At 40.9% G+C, this 26,023-nt stretch carries 20 protein-coding genes and 1 other RNA gene; 2 read left to right on the top strand and 19 right to left on the bottom strand.

Annotated features, from left to right (window positions below):
- Nucleotides 1-25: 25 nt before the first annotated feature.
- From pheT to DL92_RS0104055, 4 genes are all read right to left on the bottom strand, one after another.
- Nucleotides 26-2,449 carry a phenylalanine--tRNA ligase subunit beta gene (pheT, locus tag DL92_RS0104070; protein ID WP_026666973.1) on the bottom strand — a complete coding sequence of 808 codons (2,424 nt, stop codon included), beginning with the start codon at nucleotides 2,447-2,449 and terminating at the stop codon, nucleotides 26-28.
- Between the two features lie 219 nt (nucleotides 2,450-2,668).
- Nucleotides 2,669-3,691 (bottom strand): phenylalanine--tRNA ligase subunit alpha, encoded by a 1,023-nt coding sequence (gene pheS / locus DL92_RS0104065; protein ID WP_330365496.1) that lies wholly within the window; start codon nucleotides 3,689-3,691, stop codon nucleotides 2,669-2,671.
- Nucleotides 3,692-4,027: 336 nt separating this feature from the next.
- Entirely contained in the window at nucleotides 4,028-4,279 is a 252-nt protein-coding gene (locus tag DL92_RS0104060; protein WP_026654409.1) for a GIY-YIG nuclease family protein, read from the bottom strand.
- A 20-nt stretch (nucleotides 4,280-4,299) separates the two neighbouring features.
- Nucleotides 4,300-4,932 carry a manganese efflux pump MntP gene (locus tag DL92_RS0104055; protein WP_026666972.1) on the bottom strand — a complete coding sequence of 211 codons (633 nt, stop codon included), beginning with the start codon at nucleotides 4,930-4,932 and terminating at the stop codon, nucleotides 4,300-4,302.
- 532 nt (nucleotides 4,933-5,464) lie between these two features.
- Between DL92_RS0104055 and DL92_RS0104050 the strand changes: the two genes are divergently transcribed.
- Entirely contained in the window at nucleotides 5,465-6,352 is an 888-nt protein-coding gene (locus DL92_RS0104050) for a DegV family protein (protein WP_026654407.1), read from the top strand.
- A 219-nt stretch (nucleotides 6,353-6,571) separates the two neighbouring features.
- Here the strand turns inward: DL92_RS0104050 and DL92_RS0104045 are convergent, their stop codons facing one another.
- From DL92_RS0104045 to thrC, 10 genes are all read right to left on the bottom strand, one after another.
- Nucleotides 6,572-8,233 carry a putative bifunctional diguanylate cyclase/phosphodiesterase gene (locus DL92_RS0104045; protein WP_026666971.1) on the bottom strand — a complete coding sequence of 554 codons (1,662 nt, stop codon included), beginning with the start codon at nucleotides 8,231-8,233 and terminating at the stop codon, nucleotides 6,572-6,574.
- A gap of 258 nt (nucleotides 8,234-8,491) precedes the next feature.
- Nucleotides 8,492-8,770 carry an HU family DNA-binding protein gene (locus tag DL92_RS0104035; protein ID WP_026513150.1) on the bottom strand — a complete coding sequence of 93 codons (279 nt, stop codon included), beginning with the start codon at nucleotides 8,768-8,770 and terminating at the stop codon, nucleotides 8,492-8,494.
- 142 nt (nucleotides 8,771-8,912) lie between these two features.
- Nucleotides 8,913-10,172 carry a 6-phosphofructokinase gene (locus tag DL92_RS0104030; RefSeq protein ID WP_026654404.1) on the bottom strand — a complete coding sequence of 420 codons (1,260 nt, stop codon included), beginning with the start codon at nucleotides 10,170-10,172 and terminating at the stop codon, nucleotides 8,913-8,915.
- A gap of 211 nt (nucleotides 10,173-10,383) precedes the next feature.
- Nucleotides 10,384-10,575, bottom strand: a complete 192-nt coding sequence (locus tag DL92_RS0104025) for a hypothetical protein (protein ID WP_026654403.1) — start codon at nucleotides 10,573-10,575, stop codon at nucleotides 10,384-10,386.
- A 41-nt stretch (nucleotides 10,576-10,616) separates the two neighbouring features.
- A complete protein-coding gene (locus DL92_RS0104020; RefSeq protein ID WP_026654402.1) occupies nucleotides 10,617-11,762 on the bottom strand; it encodes an AI-2E family transporter in 1,146 nt (381 codons plus the stop codon).
- A gap of 80 nt (nucleotides 11,763-11,842) precedes the next feature.
- Nucleotides 11,843-12,050: non-coding RNA, 6S RNA (gene ssrS / locus DL92_RS20640), on the bottom strand.
- Between the two features lie 163 nt (nucleotides 12,051-12,213).
- A complete protein-coding gene (locus tag DL92_RS0104015; RefSeq protein WP_026666970.1) occupies nucleotides 12,214-14,037 on the bottom strand; it encodes an aminopeptidase P family protein in 1,824 nt (607 codons plus the stop codon).
- Nucleotides 14,038-14,131: 94 nt separating this feature from the next.
- On the bottom strand, nucleotides 14,132-14,791 hold the full coding sequence (deoC, locus tag DL92_RS0104010; RefSeq protein ID WP_026666969.1) for a deoxyribose-phosphate aldolase: 660 nt from the start codon (nucleotides 14,789-14,791) through the stop codon (nucleotides 14,132-14,134).
- Between the two features lie 14 nt (nucleotides 14,792-14,805).
- Entirely contained in the window at nucleotides 14,806-16,179 is a 1,374-nt protein-coding gene (locus DL92_RS0104005) for a citrate/2-methylcitrate synthase (protein WP_026666968.1), read from the bottom strand.
- Between the two features lie 40 nt (nucleotides 16,180-16,219).
- Complete coding sequence (gene thrC, locus DL92_RS0104000) at nucleotides 16,220-17,713, bottom strand: threonine synthase (protein ID WP_026654397.1); 1,494 nt, start codon at nucleotides 17,711-17,713, stop codon at nucleotides 16,220-16,222.
- Nucleotides 17,714-17,819: 106 nt separating this feature from the next.
- Here thrC and DL92_RS0103995 point away from each other — a divergent pair, with 106 nt between their 5' ends.
- Nucleotides 17,820-18,617 carry an AP2/ERF family transcription factor gene (locus DL92_RS0103995; protein ID WP_026666967.1) on the top strand — a complete coding sequence of 266 codons (798 nt, stop codon included), beginning with the start codon at nucleotides 17,820-17,822 and terminating at the stop codon, nucleotides 18,615-18,617.
- A gap of 42 nt (nucleotides 18,618-18,659) precedes the next feature.
- On the opposite strand, the gene DL92_RS18130 is transcribed toward DL92_RS0103995, so the two are convergent.
- The 5 genes from DL92_RS18130 to DL92_RS0103970 are packed head-to-tail and all read right to left on the bottom strand — an operon-like array spanning nucleotide 18,660 to nucleotide 25,993.
- Nucleotides 18,660-20,966 carry a glycosyltransferase gene (locus DL92_RS18130; RefSeq protein WP_051199199.1) on the bottom strand — a complete coding sequence of 769 codons (2,307 nt, stop codon included), beginning with the start codon at nucleotides 20,964-20,966 and terminating at the stop codon, nucleotides 18,660-18,662.
- 1 nt (nucleotide 20,967) lies between these two features.
- On the bottom strand, nucleotides 20,968-22,188 hold the full coding sequence (locus DL92_RS0103985; RefSeq protein ID WP_026666966.1) for an alginate O-acetyltransferase AlgX-related protein: 1,221 nt from the start codon (nucleotides 22,186-22,188) through the stop codon (nucleotides 20,968-20,970).
- Between the two features lie 14 nt (nucleotides 22,189-22,202).
- On the bottom strand, nucleotides 22,203-23,636 hold the full coding sequence (locus DL92_RS0103980) for an MBOAT family O-acyltransferase (protein WP_026654395.1): 1,434 nt from the start codon (nucleotides 23,634-23,636) through the stop codon (nucleotides 22,203-22,205).
- Nucleotides 23,637-23,639: 3 nt separating this feature from the next.
- Entirely contained in the window at nucleotides 23,640-25,280 is a 1,641-nt protein-coding gene (locus DL92_RS0103975; protein ID WP_026654394.1) for a CotH kinase family protein, read from the bottom strand.
- Nucleotides 25,281-25,306: 26 nt separating this feature from the next.
- Entirely contained in the window at nucleotides 25,307-25,993 is a 687-nt protein-coding gene (locus DL92_RS0103970; RefSeq protein ID WP_026654393.1) for a DUF4956 domain-containing protein, read from the bottom strand.
- Between the last annotated feature and the right edge of the window lie 30 nt (nucleotides 25,994-26,023).

Here is a 26,023-nt window from a genome sequence, read left to right as displayed (position 1 = left end):
TTGTACCTCTTAAATAAATCTTATCTTATGAACGAAGTTCTATGCCAAGATCCTGTAAGCCCTTAAGTATTTTCTTCATTGCTGAATTGATCTCATCATCTTCCATTGTCTTTTCTTTATCTCTAAACAAAAGAGAATAAGCCATAGACTTGAATCCCTCTTTGATCTGTGAACCTTCGTAAATGTCAAAGAGTGTTAATTCTTCAAGTTTCTTGCCGCCACGCTGACGGATCATCTTCTCGATATCACCCGCAAGAACGTTCTTTGGCACTACCATTGAGATGTCTCTTGTAACTGCAGGGAACTTGGCAATTCCTGTATATATTGTATCAAATTTAGCGTACTTAACAACCTCAGGCATATCGATCACGGCAACATAAACTCTTGTATCGATGTCATAGTTATCGCATACGGCAGGGTGAACTTCACCGAGATAACCGATAACTTCGCCGTCGTAAATGACATTTGCCTGTCTTCCGGGATGAAGGAATGACTTGCCTGCATTAGGGTCGTATTCAACCTTATCAAGCATGTTTACGCTGTCGAGAAGCTCTTCGATAACGCCCTTCATGCTGTAGAAATCGCCATCTCCGTAAAATCCGAGTGTGAGCTGCATTCTCTCATCGGGAAGCTCTGTAAGAGGAAGGCTCTTTGCGACATAGATGTTACCCATCTCATAGAGGCGAACGTCCTTATTTCTGCGGTTGTAGTTGGTTGCAAGGCTTGTAAGCATTCCGTTTAAGGAAATTGTTCTCATTATTGAGAAATCTTCTCCTAAAGGATTTGAAATCTTGATAGCCTTTCTTTCAACTGCGTCCTCGGGTAAAAGAAGCTTATCAAATACCTTGGGGCTCTCGAATGAATATGTATATCCCTGTGAGAATCCGCAGAACTGTGCTACTTCTCTTGCCTTCTTCTCAACTCTCATCTTGAATGAGATACCGCCTGTTGTAGCGCTTGTCTTGGGAAGAGTTGTAGGAATCTTGTCATATCCTGAGAATCTAGCAACTTCCTCCGCGATATCGCACATCTGATTGAGATCCTGACGGAAAGAAGGAATGATAACTTCATCGGTCTTCTTGTCATACTCAACTTCTTCTCTCTTAAGTATCTCTATCATCTCATCCTTGGAAATATCTGTTCCGAGGAGGTTGTTGATCTTATCGGCTTCAAGCGCAAATCTCTTTAAAGGCTTGATGGGAAGTCCTACCTGAACTACGCCGGGAACAACCTTACCACATCCAAGCTCGTTGATAAGCTGGCAAGCACGGTTGATAGCATCAAGTGCATTTGCGGGATCAAGACCCTTTTCAAAGAATCCTGAAGCGTCTGTACGAAGTCCGACTCTCTTTGCAGACTTTCTGATATTAGGTCCGTTAAATGTAGCAGCCTCAAAAAGAACTGTCTTAACATCGTCAGTGATCATTGAATTCTCACCGCCCATGATACCTGCAAGTCCTACTTCCTTCTCAGCATCGCAGATCATAAGAACTTCGCTGTCGAGCTTTCTCTCCTGTCCGTCAAGAGTTACAAAAGTCTCGCCGTCCTTAGCTCTTTTAACAACAATCTTGTTTCCTGCGATTGTTGAAAGGTCGTAAGCATGCATAGGCTGACCGTATTCCATCATTACATAGTTTGTGATATCTACGAGGTTGTTGATAGGTCTGATTCCTACGCTTGAAAGTCTTCTCTGCATCCATTCGGGTGAAGGAGCGATCTTTATATCTGTAGCAACCCTTGCGCAGTAATTTGTGCAAAGATCTGTATCCTTAATCTCAACGTCGATGAAATCTTTGACGTTTCCTTTTCCGTCTTCCTTAACCTTAACTACGGGAGCCTTGAAAGGAAGCTTGTATGTAGCTGCAGCTTCTCTTGCAAGACCGAGAATGCTGTAGCAGTCTACACGGTTTGATGTAACTTCAAATTCAAATACTGTGTCGTGGAGCCCCAATACCTCAACGGCATCAGCGCCAACCTCTGTATCTTCAGGGAAGATATAAAGTCCGTCTTCGGGAGCCTCGGGATAAAAATCCTTTGTTGAGCCAAGTTCCTCGATTGAGCACATCATACCTGCACTCGGAACACCACGGAGCTTGCCTGCCTTGATCTTGATTCCCTCTGCGGGATTCGGGCTTCCGTCATGACCTCCGGCAACACGTCCGCCGTCAAGAACAACGGGAACCTTATCGCCTTCCTTCATATTCTTTGCACCTGTAACGATCTGAATTGTCTCTGTTCCGATATCAACCTGGCAGATAACGAGCTTATCTGCATCTGGATGCTGCTCGATTGTCTTGATCTGGCCGACAACAATCTTCTCAAGGTTCTTATCAAGTGCTGTATATGTTTCAGTCTTTGTTCCGGAAAGTGTCATATCATCGAAGAATTCCTGATCGGTGCATGAAAGATCCGGCACATATGCTTTAATCCATGATTTTGATGAATTCATATTTTTTTCTCCTGTTTATATAAAAAGTGATGATCAATATTATTTGCTCTTTTAGCGATATACGGATTGCTTCGCTTCGCTCTCGCAATCCTGCGTTCATTCGGAAATCGATATGCTCATTTCATTCGCATATCTTTTTTCCTCATTTCCGTTCGATCTTCATATACATTCAATGCTTTGTGCAAGCACAGCATTGAATGTACATGAATCCCTATATCGCTAAAACTGATTAAGAAATCTAATATCATTCTCATAGAGAAGGCGCATATCATCGATCTCATATTTCAAAAGTGCGATTCTCTCAAGTCCTACACCGAATGCAAAACCTGTGTACTCGTTAGGGTCGATTCCGCTCATTTCAAGAACGTGAGGATGTACCATTCCGCATCCGAGGATCTCGATCCAGCCCTCACCCTTACAGAAACGGCATCCCTTTCCGCCGCACTTAAAGCAGCTTACGTCCATCTCGGCAGAAGGCTCTGTGAACGGGAAGTGATGAGGTCTGAACTTTGTCTTTGTCTCAGGTCCGAAGAGCTGTTTTGCAAACTCTGCAAGAGTTCCCTTAAGATCTGCAAATGTAACGTTCTTGTCGATAACAAGACCTTCAACCTGGTGGAATGAAGGTGAGTGTGTAGCATCAACTTCATCTGCACGGAATACTCTTCCGGGAGCGATCATCTTAATAGGGAGCTTGCCCTTTTCCATCTCATGCACCTGTGTTGAAGATGTCTGAGTTCTGAGGAGAAGGTCTCCGTTAATATAGAAAGTATCCTGCTCGTCCTTTGCGGGATGATCTGCGGGAATGTTAAGAGCTTCGAAGTTGTAATAATCTTTCTCAACTTCAGGTCCTTCAACCACTTCATATCCCATTCCGGTAAAGATTCTCTCTACCTCTTCAAGAGCAATTGTATTTGGATGACAGTGTCCAACTTTGTTCTTCTTTGCGGGAAGTGTTACGTCGATGACTTCAGCTTTGAGCTTGGCATCTCTTGCAGCAGCTTCCATTTTGTTCTTGGTCTCTTCAAGAACTTTCTCAATCGCCTCTCTTGTCTCGTTTACAAGCTGACCAACTTTTGGTCTGTCCTCGGGAGCAACGTCCTTCATGCTCTTTAAGATGCTTGTAAGTTCACCCTTTTTACCAAGGAAGTTGACTCTGATCTCATTTAATTTCTCGAGTCCGTCAGATCCTTTAATCTGCTTCAGGGCTTCTTCACGGATTTTGTCCAGCTGTTCACTAATCATTTTTTTCCTCCTAAAAAATTAAAGTCCCATGTGTCAAAAACACATGGGACGAATTTATCGCGGTACCACCCAAGTTCCCGTCATATATAATTATGTACGGACACTCATTATATCTGTAACGTAGACAACACGGTCCAACCTACAAGCATACTAAACAGATAGCCTTCAGAAGGACTGCTCCGGTGCGAATGTTCCGTATATACCCGTAGTAGGAAGCTTACAGCCGATGACTTCCATTCTCTGAACCATGTAGCATAACATCTTGGGCGTAGCCCACACCTTCATAGCATTTATTCTTTATTCAACACCTTATTGTATTTGGCGATGGCGTATTTGTCAAGACTTGCTCATTTTAGCAATAAGTTCCATCTTCTTCTCGCGCCTAAGCTGCTTAATATGCCACTCTCTGCTCATGGCTTCTTCCTTGGTATCAAACTCCTCGAAATACACAAGTTTAACAGGAAGCCTTGTCTTGGTATACTTGGCGCCCTTTCCGGCGTTATGATCTTTTATTCTCTTATCAAGATCATTTGTCCAACCACAATATAAAGAGCCATCGGCGCATTCAACAATATATGTATAATTCATCTATTTTTTCCCAAATAAATTCATCCAAAGAATATCTCAAGCCCTATTCCTATAAGAATAAGCCCACCGATAATCTTCGCATTTCCCGCAAGCTTCGTTCCGAATTTAATTCCGAGCTTAAGCCCCGCGTAGCATACGATCCAGGTAACCGCGCCGATTATCGCAACGCATACAAGAACCATAAGAACACCGTACTGTGAGATTGTAAATCCAACTGAAAGCGCATCAATTGATGTAGCTATGCCCTGTATCATAAGAGTTTTATTGGATAATGTCTTGGAAAAAGAACCGGTTTCTTTATTAAGGCACTCGGTTTCTTTACATGTATCGCAATTTTTGCCGCTGTAGCACTTTCTTTCGCGGCATCCCTCGATCAGCATCTTTCCGCCTATGAACGCAAGTAAAAAGAGTGCTATCCACGGTATAAGCGCATTTAAGCCGTTAAATATATTTGCGGCATTGTGCACCAGAAACCATCCTATAAACGGCATAATAAACTGAAAAGCCGCATACACGCCGGATATTTCCAGCCTCCTTCTTCTGTTCATTTTGGTGTCGGCAAATCCGTTTGCCAATGACACAGAAAAAGCGTCCATGGCGAGCCCAAGTCCCAACATAACGCTATTTACAAAAAATAATATTGTATTTGCCATAATTATCTCCGACAGAATAGTATTTCTATATAATATCAAACCTAATTCGTTGTAGCAATATTATAGGCAACACTCTGGAGATAATGTTTCCTAAAAGCAAAAAAATAGAAGGCAAGCATCCATTAAACTAATGAACACTCGCCCTCATGTCTGGTTTTCCAATGGTCTGTCCTCTCTTTTTAATTTATTTATATTAAATCACTTACTGCAACGGCACCTCGACATCCCTCGGCGTATGTGAAGCCTCGCCACCCTAGCTGTAGATGTCAGCCGTTCCGATAACCATCCGTTCTCCTTTGGTGAAGCTTAAGCCACCTCAGATACTTAGGTTTTATCTCTTAAGTGATTGTAACTATAATATACCATCCCTCTATAGTTTTGTCAATCATCTTTTTATAATTATTTTTATATTCAGACAATTCAAACAATTCCCATGAATTCGCATAAACAATTTGCTCCTTAATTAATTTGATACAAAAAGGTTATTATTGTATGATATTAGGGTATTAAACACAGCAAAAAAGGGGATAATATGAGCGAATTTATTATTAGCACATGCTCCACCGCGGATCTTTCGCGTGAGCATTTTGATAAAAGAGACATTAAATATGTTTACTTTCACTTTGAAATAGACGGAAAAGATTATCCGGACGATCTTGGAGATTCCATTCCTTTCAAGAAATTCTATGAAATGATGGCTAATGGCGCCATGACAAGAACTTCTCAGGTAAGTATCGGAGAATATGTTGATTTCTTCGAGCCTTTCCTTAAAGAAGAAAAGGACATTATTCATCTCGCACTCAGCTCTGGAATTTCCGGAACTTTTAATTCCGCTTCTATTGCAAGCGAGCAGTTAAAAGAAAAATATCCGAACCGTAAGATTTATATAATCGATACTTACGCTGCTTCAGCAGGACTTGGTTTATTGGCAGACAAGCTCGCAGACCTTCGTGATGAGGGAAAAAATATCGATGAGCTCTATAACTGGGCTGAAGAACACAAATATGATATTCAGAGCTGGTTCTTTGTTTCAGATCTCAAGTACCTCGTAAGAAACGGACGTGTTTCAAAAACAGCCGGAGCAATCGGAAATGTACTTAATATCTGCCCACTTCTTAATATCGACAGAGAAGGACATCTTGCTGTAAAAGCAAAGGTAAGAGGAAAAAATGCAGTTATGAAAGCTCAGGTAAAGAAAATGTTTGAGCTTTGCGAGAACAGAACAGATTATGACAACAGCTGCTTCATCTCTCACTCAGATTGCTATGATGATGCGAGAGCCGTAGCCGATATGCTCGAAGCTCAGCTTCCAAAGCTCAAGGGCAAGATTAAGATATTCGATATCGGAACAACAATCGGAAGCCACACCGGCCCCGGCACAGTCGCTCTCTTCTTCTGGGGAGACACACGTACTGAGTAAACTCAAAAGCAGAATGTAGTGAAATAATACGCAGCAATATGCATTTGTCGCTCGTTGGTATAACACCAAAAATCGCTCCAAATGCATATTGCTGCTTTTTTATTTTGCTATATTCCACCTTTACACTTATTTACTCAGCGTTCATAAATGAATTGTGTACACTAAGCTTTTCTATCTTTATCTTTTCTTTTTTATCTTCAATATCTATTTTTATTCTATCTACTCAGAATAATATTTTTTCTCTAATCTCTTCTCGAAGTCTGGTTTGGGCATGGGGTTGTCGTAGAGGAAGCCCTGAACGATGTGGCAGCCGACTTCTTTTAGGAGGGCGACCTGATCTTCTCTTTCGACGCCTTCGGTTACAACGCCGATTCCAAGTTCATTAGCCATGGCGATTATGTTCTTCAGGACGATCTCATCGTTTTTATTGAGGTTATCGCTGCTTATAAAGGATCTGTCTATCTTTATTACCTTTACAGGGAAATCTCTAAGTGTTGAAAGAGACGAATAGCCTGTTCCGAAATCATCTATGGCAGTGTTTATGCCCGCATCTTTTAGCTTGGACAAAAAGCCCGTCATAAGAGATCTCTCATCTTCACTCACGGTCTCTGTAACTTCAACTTCGATAAACTTCCTGTCAATTCCGCAAGCATCTATCGCTTCAACAATCTCATCTACAATACGCTTATAACTGAGATCACGCCTTGAGAAATTGACCGAAATGGGAACAACAGGTATTCCGCGGCTCTGCCAGTCTTTAATGAATTCACAGGCTTTTTTGAGCACATAAATATCAAGCGAAGCAACCATTCCCTCCTGTTCAAGGATCGGAACAAACTCGGTAGGATACAGTACAATACCGTTGCAGAACCACCTTGATAAAGCCTCCGCTCCGACAATCTCTCCTGTTACCGTATCGACCTTTGGCTGTAAATATATCCTGAATTCATCGCTTGCAAGCGCTTCTTCATATCTGTCTTCTATCTGCTTCTGCCTGTAAATCCGCGTACTCATAGCCTTGTTTACAAACACATACGGCTTACTTGCCACATTTTTGGCATAGTTGAGAGCCATCGCAGACCTTGATAAAAGCTGTCCCGGATCTTTAAGCGAATCATCGACGGCATATACACCACACACTGCCGCAATCTTTATCGGCTCCTCTTTGCCGTTTCTGACACCGTATACATCAACACCCGAAAGGAACTCCAGGAATTCTTTTGTCCTCTCCTTCTTAACGAGCGCAGCATAGTTGTCGCCTCCAAGATGAGCCACTATCTCGTCCTTTTGGAAAAAAGCTTTGAGCTTACGGGCATATCTTTTCATGATCTCATCGCCCTCGGCAATCCCGTAGCGTCTGCTGTAAAGGCCAAAACTCTTTAAATTAAAATAAAAGGAATCATAAAGCATTATATCTCCGCTATCGCAGAGTTTATTAGCGAACACGAAAAATCCTCCCGAATTGGGAAGTCCTGTCAGATATTGCTTAAGCGAGCTATCTCTGACAACTGTATTAAGAAGAAATCTCTCCATATGGAAAGAAAGAATATCTATAAGAACCGAAAAACTCTTGTACTCCTCATCATCCCAGTGTTTATCACCATAGAGATAAATGTTATAGGTGACAATCTTTTGCCCAGCCATCTTATTCTGAAAGTAGTATGCCGGTGGCTCACCCTCAGGAACAGGGCCAAAAAGAGGAATAACGGTGTCAGGCTCACCTTCATGATCTGAGCCCTTCGCATAAGAAACTATAGAAACAATAGAACGTAAAGAATATTCCTTGGCCAGATCCGCAATAGCACTTGGCGATATTTCCGGGGTTATGGCTTCTTCCGAAAGTATCTGAACAAAGTTTTCAAAACTCTTTTCAAAATTCATATATACCCGTCCTCATTGGTTTTCTTCAGTTTTGTATAATACAATTTTAATAAAAAATTTATGTTTTTTCAACACAAATAGAGGCAGAACAAAGAGTCGCTTGCGACTCTTCGCGCCCGAGCGGTATTGCAAAGCAATAATTTTCATCTCCGCGAGGTGCGCATCCATAGCGGAGCGTTTTTTATAGCATAGGAAAGCAAATTCCTATGCTATAAAAAAAGACTGCACCCTACGGCACAGCCTTTTTATAGCATAAAATTACTTCTTGTTTACAAGATCCTTAAGAGCCTTACCAGCTTTGAACTTAGGTGCTATAGATGCAGGAATCTTGATAGCTTCGCCAGTCTGAGGATTCTTACCTGTTCTAGCAGCTCTCTTTGTTGTCTCGAATGTTCCGAAACCAACAAGCTGAACCTTTCCTTTTTTCTTGAGCTCCTTAGTAACTGTCTCTGTGAAAGCGTTGAGTGCTGCGGCAGCATCCTTCTTTGAAAGTCCTGCTTCCTTAGCGATTGCATCGATAAGTTCTGTCTTGTTCATGTAATTTCCCTCCAAAAAGAAATTTATTTTACTACATTGCCCATTTTACCACCATTTCAAGCGCATAACAACCAAAAAAAGCGGAAAAATGCGGAAAAATCAAGATTTTTCACAAAAAAATGCTTAATTTTAGCCGTTTTTATCATAATATATCCTGGAATCCCGGTCTGTATAGATGTCTCGGAATACCGTCAACCATGATAGGACCTACATCTCCCTGGATCAGGGGTCTTACATATGTAATAAACTCGTTCGTTACATAAGTTCCGTCCTTGCTTATCCATTCTCTGGGTACAAGCCTCTCATCGTTTGCAATCTTATGAACGTCTTTTACCTCAGTTCCTGCCTGGTAGGGATCGTCGGAAAGTCTCTCGATAACCACCATCTTACCGCTGTCGCCTTCATCGGCGGATTTCATTGCGGCGCCACCGACTTCATATGCTTCAAGAATATCTACTCTGGATGCACAGTGGCTTGCGGCTCTCTGAAGCGTTGAAAGCTCGATTGCACGTGTCTTGCATCCGCACTCGGTAGAAACAACATTGCAAAGATATCTCGCAGTACCCGTAAGCTGCTTGTGTCCGAATGCGTCAACGTACTCAACGGAGTTGTCGAGATCGCTGACATACTTGCCATCCTTGGTCCTGATACCCTCAGAAACGGCAACAACTATAGACGCTTTGGTCTTCAAAAGAGATTTGATTTTCTTAATGAAGGCATCCATCTCAAAAGGAATCTCAGGCATATAGATGGCGTCGGGGCCGTCACAATCTTCGCCCTTGGCAAGCGCTGTCGCACCTGTAAGCCAGCCTGCGTTTCTTCCCATTACTTCAACAATAATAACCTGTCCGTGACTTGTCTCAAGAGACCAACTGTCTCTTATTATCTCTTTTACGGATGTTCCGATGTACTTAGCTGCCGATCCGTAACCCGGTGTGTGATCGGTGAGCGCCAGATCGTTGTCGATTGTCTTGGGGCATCCGACAAATCTGATATCAGAGCCTGTTATAATGGCATAATCGGATAACTTCTTTATCGTATCCATGGAATCATTTCCGCCGATGTAGATAAAACAATCAATCTCAAGCTTTACAAGAATCTCAAAAATCTTCTCGTATATCTCTTTACTCTCAAAAATCTCCGGAAGCTTGTATCTGCAAGAACCAAGATATGCCGAGGGAGTTCTTTTCAAAAGCTCGATATCGAGCCCAGATTGAATGTGATCCGAAAGATCTACATAACGACCTTCCATGAGACCCTGTACGCCATGGATCATACCGTAAACTTTCTTGTATCCACGGTCCATTGCGGTCCTGTACACGCCGGCAAGTGAAGAATTAATTGCCGCGGTAGGTCCACCTGATTGCCCAACAATTACGTTTCTTTTCTTTTTCTGCACCATAACTCCTGTCCCCTTTCGAAAGTATATTTCCATTATATTCGAAAAAACGATAAGTGTCATCTACAAGCTTCACTAGACTCGAAAAAACCTCGCTAAGAGCTCTACTAAAAAAGAGCTTGGTTAACGTTTCCTCGTTCACCAAGCTCTTTCGAGCAATCTAAATAAATGTAACGCGCATAAAGAGCGCATTCCTTATAAGTACAACGCAATATCAGATAAATCTTCCTCTGCGGCTCTTACCCAAACTATATGCAATAGAAGCCACAACAACAAAGCTGACAACTACGATGGCACACACCGTGTAAAGTCTCTTCTTGTCCTCGTCAAGTCCGTTCCAGAACTTGATAGCTTTATCAAGCTTCTTCTTTCCAAAATCCATAGCGTTTTGTACAAACTCTATCATTACATTACCCCCAAATAGAAACAATTTAAATCATTTATCTACTATATATTGTACCTCTGTGAATGTTTTTCCTCAAGTTTTTTTATCACATAGTCTTTCCAGATAAAATCAATTATCGCTGCGAAAGGAATCGCCAGAACGATTCCGATAACGCCGAACTTCCTTCCTCCGAGGACAATTGCCACAAGTATCATAAGAGGTGATACTCCAAGGCTCTCTCCAAAGAGTCTGGGCTTTAAGATATATCCGTCAACAGTCTGAAGAATGATAGTAAAGACAATGAACCAAAGCGCATACCACGGATTCTCCAAAACAAGGATAAACGCACCTATCGCTCCTCCGACTATAGGTCCGAATGTCGGTGCAAGATTGGTCACTCCGACAATAACGGAGATCAGCACAGAATACGGCTGTCCCGCTATAAGCATATAGATAAGGTTTACAAAGCCGACTATAATTCCGTCTATAATATCGAAACTGATATATCTGATAAGGATTGTATTACATCTGTCCGTGACATCACAGGTTCTTTTATATGTCTTTTCATTCATTGCAAGGCTTAAGAACTTTGAAAATCCCCTGATAAGTCTTCTGTTATCCAAAAGAAAGTATATTGCGAAAATAAATGCAAGAACCAGATCAAACATTCCTCTTCCCGCATTAAGGGATCCGTTCACAAAACTCACCATATTCTCAGAGAAATACTCGCCGATAATACCGAGGATATTTTTCTCAAAGCTCTCCAAAGCCGTAAGATCTATACCAATAAGCTGCACTATTTTATTATTCTCAAGATCTTTCAAGAAATTATTTGAAGGATCGACATATTCTCCGATACTGGAAATTAACTTCGATACACTGTCGATAAGCTGCGGAACAAGTGCCACAAACAAAAGCACTACCGCAAGAACAATAAAAAATATGGTAAAAGCAACAGAAAGTTTCCATCTCCTGCTCTCTTTTTTTATTTTCTTAAACAGGCCTCTTTCAAACATGAGCGCCACAGGATTAAATATATATGCTATTACTATGCCCAGGATTACAGGTCTGAGGAAACTGAAAAAAGAATTTATCCCTTTGACTATGGAAGGGAAATTGGACAATATCATGTACAAGACAACAGCTGAACACGTAGCAATCGTGTAAGAAACCCACTTCTTTTTAACCCACTTGTTATCTAACTTCATTTCATTCTCCCATCAAATAAAGTTCTGTTAAACGTCATGGAAAAAGCAGTCATAGCTGATATGACTGCTTTTATTCCCAATTTAGTCCCAAAATGCCGGTTCCTGTTATTTGACTCCTAGCTGACGCCAGGTGGGTTACCGCAACTGCTATGCCTGTCTTCCTCTCCCGTAGCTGGTCTGCGCATGCGCAGGGCCGAAGGCGTGACATTTATAACAGTGATGTAGGAGTCCCGTTTAAAGTAATGTAGGTTCAAATTACACAGGAATTGTCGGACATCCCAGGAGAACTACCTACGTAGTTCTTTGTAGTTCTAATATAATTATATCCATACATGCGCATTTTTCAAGGGTTTACGCGTGATTTAAGAGTAATTTCACAGATACCTAATATTTATAAAACGTGAATTTACCGTATAAAAATACGATGCCAAAAAAATTCCCCGTCAATACGTCAGATTTCCCTTGTAGCTTCCTTAAGCCAATTCTTGATCTTCTCATCCTCGATAAGCGGTGAAACCCTGTCGTACACTGCTTTATGGTACTTATTGAGAAGCAGGACCGCATCAGGCTTCATGTATTTCTTATCGATTGCTTCAAGATCGATAGGCACATATGTAAGGTGGTCGAATCCGTAAAATTTACCATACTCGGTTTCAGAACGGTTTACAACTTCAACAATGTTCTCTATACGGATTCCGTGGCTTCCCTCGATATAAACTCCGGGTTCATCAGATACTATCATTCCGGGCTTAAGCTCTGCTTTGTTAGCGCCCTCCGAGCTCCTCCATCTGATATTGTGAGGGCCTTCATGCACATTAAGCATATATCCAATGCCGTGTCCCGTTCCGTGGTTATAATCAATTCCGATATCCCAAAGTGCCCTTCTCGCATATATATCAACGTTTCTTCCCGTGCATCCGTCCTTAAATATTGCATTTGCAAGTTCAAGCATACCGGATACAGTCGCTGTGTAGTGCTTCTTTATCTCATCGGAAATCTCTCCGACTACGATAGTTCTCGTAACATCGGTTGTTCCACCCATGTATGTTCCGCCCGAATCAACAAGAAGCATTCCCTGTGCCTTTACTTCAGCAGCGTTATCTTCAGTAGCCTCATAGTGTGCCATTGCAGCATTTGCATTATATGCACTGATAGTAGAGAAAGAAAGCTCAATAAATCCCGGAAGCTCCGCTCTCATACCGTCAAGCTTCATCGCAGCGGAGTACTCAGTCATATGGATCTTTCCTACATTTTCTTTTACCCAGTAGATAAACTCTGTGAGCTTAGCACTGTCTCTTAAATAAACCTCACGGATATTCTTAAGCTCAGTCTCGTTCTTTATAGCTTTCATTATCTCTGTGGGATTTTCCCTGTCTTCAATGACATATCCCGCTTCACCCGCCTTATCAGCAATAAGCCTATATGTAAGATAATTGGTATTTCTCTTATCGATAAGGATATTTCCTGTAAGAACAAGCTCTGACATGTACTCTGCATATTCAGCATAATCTTTAAGAACAATATCGTTACTCTCGCAATATGCGCGAACCTCATCCGTAACTTCATCTTTCTGCACAAAAAGAATAAACATATCGCTTGTTATCATTGCATAAGAAAGCGCTACAGGATTGCATTCAACGTCATTTCCGCGAAGATTTGTAAGCCACATAATATCATCAAGCTTTGACAAAAGATGCATCGATGTTCCGTACTCTTTCATCTTTACTCTGACATCCGCAAGCTTTTGCTTAAAAGACTTACCGCAAAGTTCATCGGATAAAACATACATGTCATGGCATGGAAGCGCCGGTCTGTCTGTCCATACTTCTTCCGCAAGATCCTTACCAATCTTTAAATCCGCATTTTTAAGCTTAAACATAGACTCAAGCACTTCACCGTCTTCAGCCGGAACAACTCTTCCGTCAAAGCCAAGTGCCTCACCTTTTTTTACATTATCGGAAAGATATTTCTCGATAGTGGGAACGCCTTCCTCTCCCATCTTGTAAAGAGTAACTCCCGTTCCCGCAAGCTGGTTCTCAGCCTGTATAAAGTATCTTCCGTCAGTCCAGAGTCCTGCCTCGTTGTCACTTACAACAAGTGTTCCGTTCGATCCGTCAAAGCCGCAAAAATACTCTCTTGTCTTGAAAAAATCTGCCGCATACTCTGAATTATGAAAATCTGAAGTAGGAATCATATAATAGTCGATCCCATTCTCTTTCATAGCTTTTCTGAGCTGCGCCAGTCTGTTTTTAATTGTTTTGTTTTCTGTTCCCATATTGATTTCTTCCTCTAAAATATTACTACTCACAATCCATGGTACACCAAATGCACCGGAACTGTGAGTAGTAGTTGAATTTTTTTCTCAAATATTAAAGCCCGTACTTCTTAACTACAAGAGGAACAACCTTAGATGATCCGATTCTGCTGCATCCTGCCTCAGCATATGCCACAGCATCTTCTATCGTGCGGATTCCGCCTGCTGCCTTGATCTTAACATCAGGGCCGATGTTCTTCTTAAAGAGCTCGATATCCTCAAGAGTTGCACCTGCGCTGCCAAATCCTGTTGAAGTCTTGATGTAATCAGCCTTTACCTCGGTAACGATCTTGCAAAGCTCTTTTTTCTCATCTTCTGTAAGATAACAGGTCTCAATGATAACTTTAAGGAGCTTATCTCCGCAAGCCTTTCTGATCTCTTCAAGTTCTTTCTTTACTTCATCATATCTGTGATTCTTTACATCACTAACGTTAACAACGGTATCGATTTCCTCTGCTCCGTCCTTAATCGCTTCTTTTGCCTCTACAACCTTAGCCGCTGTGCAGCTGTAGCCGAGAGGGAATCCGATAACAGTACAGAGCTTGAGGTTATCGCCGTACTTATCATGCGTTCTTTTTAAATATGTTGGCGGTATGCAGACCGTCGCTGTTTTATACTTTACTGCCTCGTCACAAAGACTTACGATGTCTTCCCATGTTGCATCTGCCTGAAGCTGAGTGTGGTCAATAAGTTTTATTATTTCTTTCTCGTCCATATTGAACCCCTTTCTTAATCCCTGTCCTTCATATCCATATAGCCCTTTCTGGGCTCGATTGCCATATATGCAGGACGTATGATCTTGCCGTTATTGGCAAGTTCTTCCATTCGGTGAGCACTCCATCCGACGATTCTCGCCATAGCAAAAATTGTAGGATAAAGCTCCTCAGGAAGCCCAAGCATACGATACACAAATCCTGAATAGAAGTCAACATTCGCACTTACACCTTTATACATAGTGCGCTGTCCGCTGATAATCTGCGGCGCAAGCTTCTCAACAAGCTCATACAATTTGAGCTCATCCTCACGGCCTTTTTCTATCGCAAGCTTCTCAACAAAGCCCTTTAATACCATAGCTCTCGGGTCTGACTTGGAATAAATGGCATGTCCGATACCGTAAATAAGTCCGGCCTTATCAAAAGCCTCCTTATTAAGGATCTTCTTAAGGTATGCGGCAACCTCTTCCTCGTCTTCCCAGTTCTTTACATTGGCTTCAATATCATCAAACATGTGCACAACCTTGATGTTGGCACCACCGTGTCTGGGTCCCTTAAGCGAGCCAATGGCAGCTGCTATAACCGAATATGTATCGGTCATACTTGAGCTAACTACGTGTGTTGTAAAAGATGAATTGTTACCGCCGCCGTGTTCCATATGAAGCACAAGGCAAATATCAAGCAATTTTGCCTCGAGCTCTGTATACTTACAATCAGGTCTTAATAAGTATAAGATTGTCTCCGCTGTAGACAGTTCCTCAAGAGGAGGATGAATAAAGAGTGTGTTCCCCTCGTGATAATGATTGTAAGCCTGATACCCGTATATTGATAAAAGCGGGAACAAACTTATAAGCTGAAGGCTCTGCCTCAGTACATTCGGAAGCGATGTATCATCCGCAAGATCATCGTAAGAATAAAGTGTAAGGACACTTCTTGCAAGTGTATTCATCATATCCCTGCTCGGCGCCTTCATGATTATATCTCTTACAAAGCTTGTGGGAAGACTTCTGTAAAATCCAAGAAGTCTGTTAAAGTCATCAAGTTCCGGTTTAGTCGGAAGTTTATCAAAAAGAAGCAGGTATGCACATTCCTCAAAAGCAAATCTGTTGTCATCCGATGCTGCCTTTATGAGTTGTTTTACATCATATCCTCTAAAGTACAGTTCACCGTCCTTGGGAATGCTCTGTCCGTTTCTTTCTTCCTTTGCAACAATTTCTGAAATACGTGTAAGGCCTGTAAGTACGCCTTTTCCGTTTAAATCTCTAAGTCCTCTTTTTACGTCATACTTGACAAAAAGCTCATTTTCTATCTGATCAGCAGCTTCTGACAGTTTTGCAAGCTCAACTATCTCAGGTGTGTTTTCAGAGTAAATATTCTTTCCGTTTTCCATCCGCACCTCCGTTTAAGCATTTTTATATAAAATGTTTGAATCAAAGACCGAGGAATTCTTTTACGGCACCTTCCATCTCAGTCTTATCCACAACTTTCTTGTGTCTTATCTCAGCGGTTCTGATTGAAGATACCGCCTCGGGGATCTTAACTTTTGAAACCTCGGAAAGTTCGTCTGCAAGTTCGAAATCTCCCTTGGAATCATCCCCTTTGCCAAGAGCGTTCATTACGCTTCTTGTGAATTTGAAGGGACTTGCGGTTGATGCTATTACTGTAGGTGTCTTATCGCCCGTCTCTTCTATATATTTGCTGTATACCGCACTGGCTACAGCTGTATGTGTATCCATAAGATAACCTGTCTTGTCGAATATCTTTCTGATAGTGTCAAAAGTCTCCTGCTCTGACGCATATCCGCCAAAGAAATCAACAAGCTTTGATCTCATATCATCTGTTATCTCATATTTTCCGTCCTTAGAGAGCTTGCCCATGTACTCAGCATCAGCTGCGGCATTATCGCCGGAGATATGATAAATGAGTCTCTCAAGGTTTGAAGAAATAAGAATATCCATTGAAGGTGAAGCTGTAAGTACAAATTCACGATTTCTGTCATATTCTCCCGTCTTAAAAAAGTCGAAAAGCACCTTGTTAGAATTTGATGCACAGATAAGCTTTCCGATGGGCACACCCATGTTCTTAGCGTAGTATGCGGCAAGAATATTACCGAAATTACCTGTCGGAACAACTACGTTAATGGGATCGCCGTCTGCAATTCTTCCCTCTTTCAAAAGCTTTGCGTAAGAGTATACGTAATATACGATCTGGGGAACCAAACGTCCAATATTGATGGAGTTTGCAGATGAGAACTGGAATCCCTTCTCATCCATTTCTTTTGCAAGCTTTTCGTCTGTAAAGAGCTTCTTTACTCCTGTCTGAGCATCGTCGAAGTTTCCTTCGATACCGATAACACATGTGTTGTCACCCTTCTGTGTTACCATCTGCTGTTCCTGAATGGGGCTGACGCCGTGCTTGGGATAAAAAACTATGATCCTTGTGCCCGGAACATCTGCAAATCCTGCAAGAGCAGCCTTTCCCGTATCTCCGCTCGTAGCTGTAAGAATAACGATCTCGTTCTTTGCATTATTCTTCTTTGCAGCCGTTGTCATGAGATATGGGAGAATTGAAAGTGCCATATCCTTAAAAGCAATAGTTGCGCCGTGGTACAGTTCAAGATAAAAAGCACCGTCTGCCTCTGAAATCGGAGCTATCTCTTTTGTGTCGAACTTTGAATCATATGCATGTGAAATGCAGTATTTAAGCTCTTCCTCTGTATAATCGGTAAGAAGAAGTCTCATTACCTCATATGCAGTACCCTGGTAATCGAGCTGCGCGATCTCTCTTAAAGTCTTTTCAAGATGCGGTATATGATCAGGGACATACAAACCTCCGTCCGGTGCAAGTCCTCTGAGAATTGCTTCTGAAGCCTTAATATTACCCTGTGCTCCTCTGGTGCTACTGTACAAAACTTCCTTTGCCATTGCTTTTACTCCTCTTTTGTTGATACAATATTTAAAAATAAATGATTTAAGGACAAAAAAACAGAGCCCTTAAGTTAAAATTATAACATACAAACCGGGGGATTGTGTGAAAAAAAATAATTCAATAGGTGTTTACGAGACAACTTTAAAAGACGGAACCCCATCCTTCAGGGCTTCCATAACATATTGCGGAAAACACATCGCACTTGGCTCTTTCCCAAGCAGGAAGGACGCTTCCAAAGTTTACAGAGAAGCAAAAAGAGTGTTAAATCGTTTATCTATAGATATTGATTCGTACACTTCATCAATGACGCTTCCCTTCGAAAAATTTGTTTCGCTAATAAATTACCGCGATAAAGGGATGTATATCGCCAATCCGATCTATTTGGAAAAAAAATATTTCACTTATTACCTTTCAAAAGATGAAAAATTAAAATTCGACATAGACGATCTCTTCTACTATTCATCTCATAAAATAATGAGAAGAGGCTCGCATCTGTTTGTTGCAGACTACGGAAGTCAGCTCTCCGTCCTTCAAAGATACGGAATCAACAGCTATTCGGTAAGAGGACGTGACTACCGCTTTGCCAATGACGATCCGACAGACCTTAGGTATGAAAACATAATCATTCTCAACAGATATCGAGGCGTAAGACAGTTTGCCGAAAAGGGCTTTGTCCGCTACAAAGCCGTGATCCATGTAAAGAGCAACTATGTCATCGGCAAATACAACAGCGAGGCCGAAGCTGCGATTGCATACAACAAAGCCGCAGATATACTTATAAAAAACGGCATAAAGAAGAACTTCTCGGTAAATTATGTAGAAGACCTGACGCCGTCTCAATATGCCGACATCTATCACAAAACAAAGATTTCCGACAAAATATACGGGCTGAAGGTTTGATCCTTCAGCCCGTTATGGTGAATTGTGAAATTGATGGTAATCTTATACGTAATTCATCTCATCGAATACGATAAGTCTCTTCTTCTCATATTCTTTTATCATTCTGTTTTTTTCAATCTGCTCAGCCTTAGCTTCGCCTCTGGCTATAGCATTATTCTCAACAACAAAGTCAAGGAACTTGTGATACTTCTCTTTATCCTTGATTATCTCCTGCATGTTGTTGATAGTATAGATGCAGTTCTCTCCGCGGCTCTTAAACTGGAATGTACAGTCAAAGATAACGTCGTCAAAGAGCTTTATCATCATCTTCTTAGGTCCCTTTGAAATAGCCAGGTTAACGCATGCATAGTTGAAGTTCTTTACACGAACCTTGCTCTCACCTTCTCCGAGTACAGTTGCATCATAGTTAAGAAGCACTCTCGGATAGATTCTCTTCTGGAATGTAGGAGGATCGAGTCTCTTCTTGGTATTGAGCAGGATATCGTCGTAACTTCCGCTGTCTTTGATGATCTCAGACGGAAGAGGCGGGATTCTGTTAAATACAAGGTTGAGCCAATCATTGTAGCTATCCTTGTAATCAATGATCTCCATAGCATAGCGCCATGTGTTCTTGTGTCTCTTTACATAAACAAGCTTTGTAAGAACATTGGTATCGCAATTCTCCCAATTAAGACTTACAGGAACCATAGCTTCTTCGTTGATATAATATGGCTTGTCGAACTGAACCGAAAGACCTTCTTCTGAAATATCAACTGTAGTACCCTGGATCTCTTCACCGTCAACAGTAAATGTACAAGGAACTTCCAAAGGAATTCTCTCTGTTCTTCTGTACGCAACACGTCCGTCAATAAACAGAACAGCCATGACCATATAGTACAGGTTCATGATCATCCAGAATAAAACTACTCCCGGACCAAACGATGAACTGTCGAAAATTACAGCTACACATCTGAATATACCAAACAACGAAAGTGCTATAAGAAGCAGGAACGGGATCATATAGAGCTCGTAGTGCTGCTTGCCACTGAGCTGACTCTTTGCCGTAACCTTAAACTTCTTAAGAGTAATTCCGAAAGTCTCTAAAACTATGGGAAGAAGCATATAAGGGAACATGATAGTCTCATATATGCCCGTCCACTTATTAGAGCGGACGTTCCCTGAGAGCTGGCTCAAAGCCAGATTTGAAGTCAGGTACATCGGAAGCCAGAATGCCAATACCTGCGGCAGGGTACATTTGAATATTGTAAATCCGAAAACAGCGTACAAGATAGGTGATATCATGTATACAAGTCTTTTAACCGGTGAATACCAATACCAAATTGATGCCCAGTAATTCATTTTTTGAGAAAGAGAAAGATCTTTTGCAGTGTATATGTGCATCTTTCTTCCTGTTGCAATAACACCTCGTCCCCAGCGGATACGCTGCTGGATAAGGTTAGGAATATCTGTGGGCGAAAGACCTGAAGCCAAAGGATCGCTTGTTCCAAGGCAGACAAAGCCTGCTCTCTGAATCAGGATACCTGTAGCAAAGTCCTCTGTAATAGCCTCTGTATAAAAACCTCCAATGCTCTCAAGAGCTTCCCTAGCAATAATAGTATTTGAGCCACCATAAATAACACTGTTACTCTTAGTTCTGGCAGCCTGAATATCCTTATAGAAATAATCCTGTTCGTTAGGAATCCTGTTTTCTGAGAAAAGATTAAACTGGAACAGGTCAGGATTGTAAAAGTTCTGAGGAGACTGGATAAAGCCGATCTTTACCTTATCTTCCTCACTCTTTCCTTCATTCTTCATCTCCGCATCAACAAGATACGGTACGAGCTGCATAAGGAACCTCTTCTGAGGTATCATGTCAGCATCGAATGTAACAACGTAAGGAGATGTGGAGTTTGCAAGAGCGTGGTTAAGGTTACCCGCCTTCGCACCAATATTATTGGCACGCTTTAGATAGTTTACGCCCATCTTCTTGGCAAGCTCTTCCATCTCGGGTCTTCTGTTATCATCGCACAGATAGATATGCACCTTACTCTTATCGGGATAATCCATATTTTTGCAGCCATTAATGGTCTTGTATAAAAGCTCCGGTTCCTCACTGTATGTAGAGATATAAACATCTATGTGAGGAAATCTGTCCTTCGGCACATCGGGAACTTTATAATCATGCGATGTATGCATGTTCATAAAGTGAATGAGAGCCTCTACCATACCAAGCACTTCAAAAACAAGGAGAATAACGCCGCATACTACCGACAACGCACCTGCTCTGAACGGAATTGTAAAAAATATTCTCCAGACCAGATACAGCACAGAAAAAAATGTATTTATCCAAAAGCAAATCTTAATTTTCATATTAGTTATCTCCGCGGAAGAATTTGAAAGCTTCTTCGTCGATGTTATGAGGATAGTATTCGACTATAAGATAATCGTATCTTTCCCCACTCTCATACTGTTTCTTAATGTACTCACCTACATTCATGTCGTCCATCTTTTCCAAAGCCCATATAGCATCAAGTTTGCTACACATAGGTGCCATGAAAGGAATTACAGGTCCAAAATATGAATCTCTTATCATGAGTACACTTGGTCCGTCAGGATTATCAAAATTCTCAATATTTTCAAGGTTTGTAACCTGATCAAGATAAAGTGAATACTGTGAATCCTCATAATAATCAATATCCGGCTCAAGAACATCCATATCCAAAAGAGTCTCCGAATATGTACCTTCCAAAGTCTCCTCATCATCCATTATGTAAGTTCTCTTATAATGACCGTCAAAATTAGGAAGAAGAGCTGTAAAATCTTCAAGTCCGGAATATGCTATTCCGGTATCTCTTCCCATTGATCCAAGCATATGACCTTCATATTTCTTTACAGTATATGCCTTGTCTGACAAATAAAATCCTGTAGGATCAAAATTTGCACCATATCTGTCATTGAGCTCATCGATCATTACCTTTGTAGCCTCGAATGCTGCCGGAACGGTCCAATGGTGATCGGTCTTAAAGAATGCCTGCTCATAAGGAATATCCTTACTTGGAATAACCTCTCCGAGATTGATACTCGGAACACCGAGTCTGTTGAGATATATCATCATCTCATATGTATCCTCAGTGGGATTATTTACCGGCAACCCCATTTCAAAGTCAGAGTACTTTCTGTTGTACTTCGAAGGAGCCATAACAAAGAGCACCTTTGTTCCGTACTTCTCCACATAATTCTGAAGCCTCTTTACTCTGAGCGCGCACTCAAAAATTTTCTTTTCATCATCACGATAAAATGCTGCGTAATGAAGAAATCCATTATTGTCTTTGACAAATTCAAAAGAATTAAATTCTTTTTTACCCAAAGTCTTCTGTGTAAGACCATAAGCTTCAACAAAATGTCTCTTACCGACAATCTCATCCTGCATGACCTCTTCAAACTCAGAGGGCAATTTGTCGGGTTCATTCAAATGTTTGTTTGCTTCTTTGATAAAAGCATCTTTATTCAAGTAAATATTTACGGCACTAAACGAAAACATTGCCAGCAGGAAAACTACCGCAAATATTCTTTTTTTAACAAAATATTTCATAACGGCGCCTTCCCTTAAAAGTTAAAGTAAATAAACGGATTGTAGTTTCCGATAACAAGATAACTCACGCAAATTATAATCATCCCAAGCATAAGAACCGGATATGCTATCGAGTATACCTTGTGCCAAACTGAACCCTCATGTTCATGGAACCACTTGTTCATCATAGGTATAACCGGTATTGAGAAAATAATTCCTAAAATGAATACCGGCAAATACTCCTTAAACATCATAAACGCTGTTGCACTCAATATACCATTGTTATTGGCTCCGAACATATTAAGGTAAAAACGTCCTGCCTGATAAATATCATCAGCTCTGAAGATTACCCACTGGAAATTAACTATAAGCAAAGTATATGCATGCTTTAAAAATGTGTTATGAACACGGTTGTCAAAATCCAAAAGTCTCTCAAGAAGCTGTAATACAAAAAAGAACATTCCCCAAATAATAAATGTCCAGTTCGCACCGTGCCAGATACCTGTAAGGAGCCATACAATTGCAAGGTTTCTTACCATAGTATCTCTGTTTGCAACTCTGTTTCCTCCGAGAGGAATATATACATACTCTCTGAACCAGTCAGTCAAAGAGATATGCCAGCGCTTCCAGAACTCTGAAACAGATCCGGCAATATATGGATAATTGAAGTTCTCTTTAAACTTAAATCCAAAGCAAAGTCCAAGTCCTATCGCCATATCTGAATATGCAGAGAAGTCGTAATAGAGCTGCAATGAGTATGCGATTGATCCAAGCCAAGCAAGTGTAGCAGGAACAGGAAGCTTATCGGTACCGATACGGGACCAGTTAAATACATTGTCTGCGATCGTACCGAAACTGTTGGCAATTATGATTTTCTTTCCTACTCCGACTGCAAAACGTGAAAGTCCAAGCGCAATCTTATCTATACTGCTCTTTCTGTCTCTGATCTGCTCTGCAATAGTATTGTACTGTACAATAGGTCCAGCAATGAGCTGAGGAAAAAATGCAATATAAAGTCCTACATAAAAAGGATTCTCTGCCTTTGTCACACCCCTGTACACGTCAACGACATATGACAATGCCTGGAATGTGAAAAATGAGATTCCGATAGGAAGTGCAATCTTCAAATCAGGCAACAGTCCCTTGAAACCACTGTTAATTATTCCAAATACAAATCCAAGGTATTTGAAGAAAAAGAGCACCGCAATATTTCCAACTATCGAAGTGATGAGCAATCCCTTCTTAACCTTGCTATCTTCAACTTTCTCAATAATGATCGCAATTATACTGTTGAACAGTATGGATCCGATCATAAGAAATACGTAAACAGGCTCTCCCCATGCATAGAACAAAAGACTGGCTAATAATAGCCATATATTCTGTGCCATCCTAGAAAAAGAGAGCAAATAATATCCCAGAAACACAATTGGGAAGAAATATACCAAAAATGGTATGCTGGAAAATAACATTCTTTACCCCTTTCTCTGAATCAGATATGACGGAATTATAAGTAACAACAAAGCTGCAATAAGCAAGAGTTCTCTAATACCCTCAACCGATGTGTCATATTCGGCACTATCAAGAATATATCCGAGGTCAACCTGTATTACCTTGCCGTGCTTCTGTATGAAATTCTTGATGACATATATCTCATCCATATAGTCATCCGTAAATCTCGATAATGTCACACCGTCTTTTTCATATGATGCAAGATGATAATTACCTGAATTATCATCTGTAGGATCTAGATAATCATCGGCCCATCTGTACCACTCTCTCACCTGTGCAGACTTGAGGTACGCGGTTGTCTCATCTATAACATCAAATAAGTGTTCCTCAGAAAGGTGATACTGGCGAAGATATGCAAATCGACTCTTCAACTGCTTCATGAACTTCTTATCATTACATATCTGTGTATAAATATCTCGTGTATGGAACGCAAGATCTTCAAGATCCATCTCAACAGTAGGGTTATTATTCATCGCCTGGTCATAGTCCCATACAGGTCCGATCTTAAGCTTTTCACCCGAGTTCTTATACATGTATGTTGAATGTTTACCGGCGTCATAGTTTCCAAAAAACTCATTTATCAGGAAATAATCCGCAAATGACTGTGTATCAATATATTGATCGTATGTTCTGAATATTGAATAATCATCCGAATATATGACTTTTTCCATTTTTGAAAAATCTTTTTCAATGTACTCTTTGGTCGCATCAGTAAGCTTAGACTGAGACGGATACTTAAGACCGATCCAGTTATCAAATTGCTTATTAGTGCCTTCAACTTTTCCTGAAAGTCTGCCATATGTATCAAGCATTACATCCGAAGATGTTTTTCTGTCTCTTCTTACGATATAGCTTGAATACACGTTTTTGGGCTTATACTTGTCAAGTTTAACTCTTTCATCTCCTCTTGAGATTGTCTCCATAAAAAGATATACGCCCTGATACGTATAAACACCGTTCTTTTCCATAAGGACTTCACAGAATCTGCTGTCGGGAGCCATGCTGTTGCCATCAATCTCAGATGCAATCCTGTAAGCAAGATAGTTTCTTATCATGCTCTTATCAGCCATACTTCCGTTGAGAACCCACTCAGATCCCTTACCCATTCCAAGGATATCTGAATTATTCTCTTCTCCGCCTGCCAAAACGGTCTTTATCTTATACTGTTTTTTATCGTATCCGATTGAAGAATGTCCCTTCATCTTGATACGTATCTGACTGTTAAATGAAACGGGGGTTGAGAGATTATTGTCTCCTGTTCCGCCGTCAATTACCTTGATGTTTCCCGTTACATAGGGATCATCACCCGAAAGGATCTCCTGGCCATCTCTGTATTTCTTATACTGAGGCATTTCTTTATCAACTGAAATTACGACTATCGGAAGGTTTGTATGGAAACCAGCTTTTACTTTATATTCGTTGTTAACATAAAGAAGCGGATCTTCAGTTGATGAATCGGGAGTAAGCTCTGCATATGTTCCGGAATTTCTTTCCTTCAAGCTTTCATCCGAACTAAAAATGCTCAAAACTCCCATAACCACAATTACAAGAAGAAAAAGGGCAATAAGAACCTTTCTTTCACTAAAATGAATTTTCTTACGCATTTAGTAGCCCCATTCACTCTTTATAATTACTGGTTAATCTCTTCGTCCTGTCTTACAAGACTAACTGACTTGATTCCTACTTTTGCAGAGAAATTAGGAACAAATGAACCGTTAGCCTTCTCACGCTTCTTAAGGATTGTCTCTGAAATTTCATAGATAAGCTCTGCTACATTCTTATCTTTGTTGACATTCTGAAGCTTCATGACAGCTTTTCCGGCAAAGAAAGATGCAATTTCCTTGTCAAGATCGTCTACCTTGTCAGCCTCTGCCTTCATAACGATCATAATTCTCTCGTTGTCTCTTACAACACCAAAAAGTACAAGGAATACGAAAATGATGAATGTTCCGATTCCTGCCATGATATAGTCTGATACACCACAAGTAATACCAATTGCTATTGCCCAGAAAATATAAGCTGTGTCTCTGGGATCCTTGATGGCTGTTCTGAAACGAACGATTGATAACGCACCAACCATACCAAGTGACAAAGCAATGTTATTGCCGATTACATTCATAACAAGTGTTGTTACAAGTGCAAGCATAACAAGGGATACATTGAATTTACGACTGTAAACTGCTCCTGAATGAGATACTCTGTATGAGATGTATATCATAAGACTCAAAATACATGCTGCTACAAAGTTAAGAATTACATTCTGAATTGATAAACTTCCTGCTTTGTCCAATAGTCCTGTGTAAAGATACTCTTTCATTTTTTTACTCTCTCTTTCTCTTTCTCGTTT

This window comes from Butyrivibrio sp. AE2005 (assembly GCF_000686965.1).
Taxonomy (GTDB): Bacteria; Bacillota; Clostridia; order Lachnospirales; family Lachnospiraceae; genus Butyrivibrio; species Butyrivibrio hungatei_A.
The sequence above is the reverse complement of the archived record's forward strand: the minus strand, read 5'-3'. Positions and strand labels throughout refer to the sequence as shown.

What these genes read in the sequence shown, in the direction of transcription:
- DL92_RS0104045 (WP_026666971.1), bottom strand. Translation starts at nt 8,233, where the DNA reads ATGAATTTTGAAAAGAGTTTTGAAAACTTTGTTCAGATACTTTCGGAA.
- DL92_RS0103970 (WP_026654393.1), bottom strand. Translation starts at nt 25,993, where the DNA reads ATGAAAGAGTATCTTTACACAGGACTATTGGACAAAGCAGGAAGTTTA.
- DL92_RS0103985 (WP_026666966.1), bottom strand. Translation starts at nt 22,188, where the DNA reads ATGAAATATTTTGTTAAAAAAAGAATATTTGCGGTAGTTTTCCTGCTG.
- DL92_RS0103980 (WP_026654395.1), bottom strand. Translation starts at nt 23,636, where the DNA reads ATGTTATTTTCCAGCATACCATTTTTGGTATATTTCTTCCCAATTGTG.
- DL92_RS0104015 (WP_026666970.1), bottom strand. Translation starts at nt 14,037, where the DNA reads ATGGGAACAGAAAACAAAACAATTAAAAACAGACTGGCGCAGCTCAGA.
- DL92_RS0104020 (WP_026654402.1), bottom strand. Translation starts at nt 11,762, where the DNA reads ATGAAGTTAGATAACAAGTGGGTTAAAAAGAAGTGGGTTTCTTACACG.
- DL92_RS0104050 (WP_026654407.1), top strand. Translation starts at nt 5,465, where the DNA reads ATGAGCGAATTTATTATTAGCACATGCTCCACCGCGGATCTTTCGCGT.
- deoC (WP_026666969.1), bottom strand. Translation starts at nt 14,791, where the DNA reads ATGGACGAGAAAGAAATAATAAAACTTATTGACCACACTCAGCTTCAG.
- DL92_RS0103975 (WP_026654394.1), bottom strand. Translation starts at nt 25,280, where the DNA reads ATGCGTAAGAAAATTCATTTTAGTGAAAGAAAGGTTCTTATTGCCCTT.
- DL92_RS0104030 (WP_026654404.1), bottom strand. Translation starts at nt 10,172, where the DNA reads ATGGTGCAGAAAAAGAAAAGAAACGTAATTGTTGGGCAATCAGGTGGA.
- pheS (WP_330365496.1), bottom strand. Translation starts at nt 3,691, where the DNA reads ATGATTAGTGAACAGCTGGACAAAATCCGTGAAGAAGCCCTGAAGCAG.
- DL92_RS0104005 (WP_026666968.1), bottom strand. Translation starts at nt 16,179, where the DNA reads ATGGAAAACGGAAAGAATATTTACTCTGAAAACACACCTGAGATAGTT.
- DL92_RS0104060 (WP_026654409.1), bottom strand. Translation starts at nt 4,279, where the DNA reads ATGAATTATACATATATTGTTGAATGCGCCGATGGCTCTTTATATTGT.
- pheT (WP_026666973.1), bottom strand. Translation starts at nt 2,449, where the DNA reads ATGAATTCATCAAAATCATGGATTAAAGCATATGTGCCGGATCTTTCA.
- DL92_RS18130 (WP_051199199.1), bottom strand. Translation starts at nt 20,966, where the DNA reads ATGAAAATTAAGATTTGCTTTTGGATAAATACATTTTTTTCTGTGCTG.
- DL92_RS0104025 (WP_026654403.1), bottom strand. Translation starts at nt 10,575, where the DNA reads ATGATAGAGTTTGTACAAAACGCTATGGATTTTGGAAAGAAGAAGCTT.
- DL92_RS0104035 (WP_026513150.1), bottom strand. Translation starts at nt 8,770, where the DNA reads ATGAACAAGACAGAACTTATCGATGCAATCGCTAAGGAAGCAGGACTT.
- DL92_RS0104055 (WP_026666972.1), bottom strand. Translation starts at nt 4,932, where the DNA reads ATGGCAAATACAATATTATTTTTTGTAAATAGCGTTATGTTGGGACTT.
- thrC (WP_026654397.1), bottom strand. Translation starts at nt 17,713, where the DNA reads ATGGCAAAGGAAGTTTTGTACAGTAGCACCAGAGGAGCACAGGGTAAT.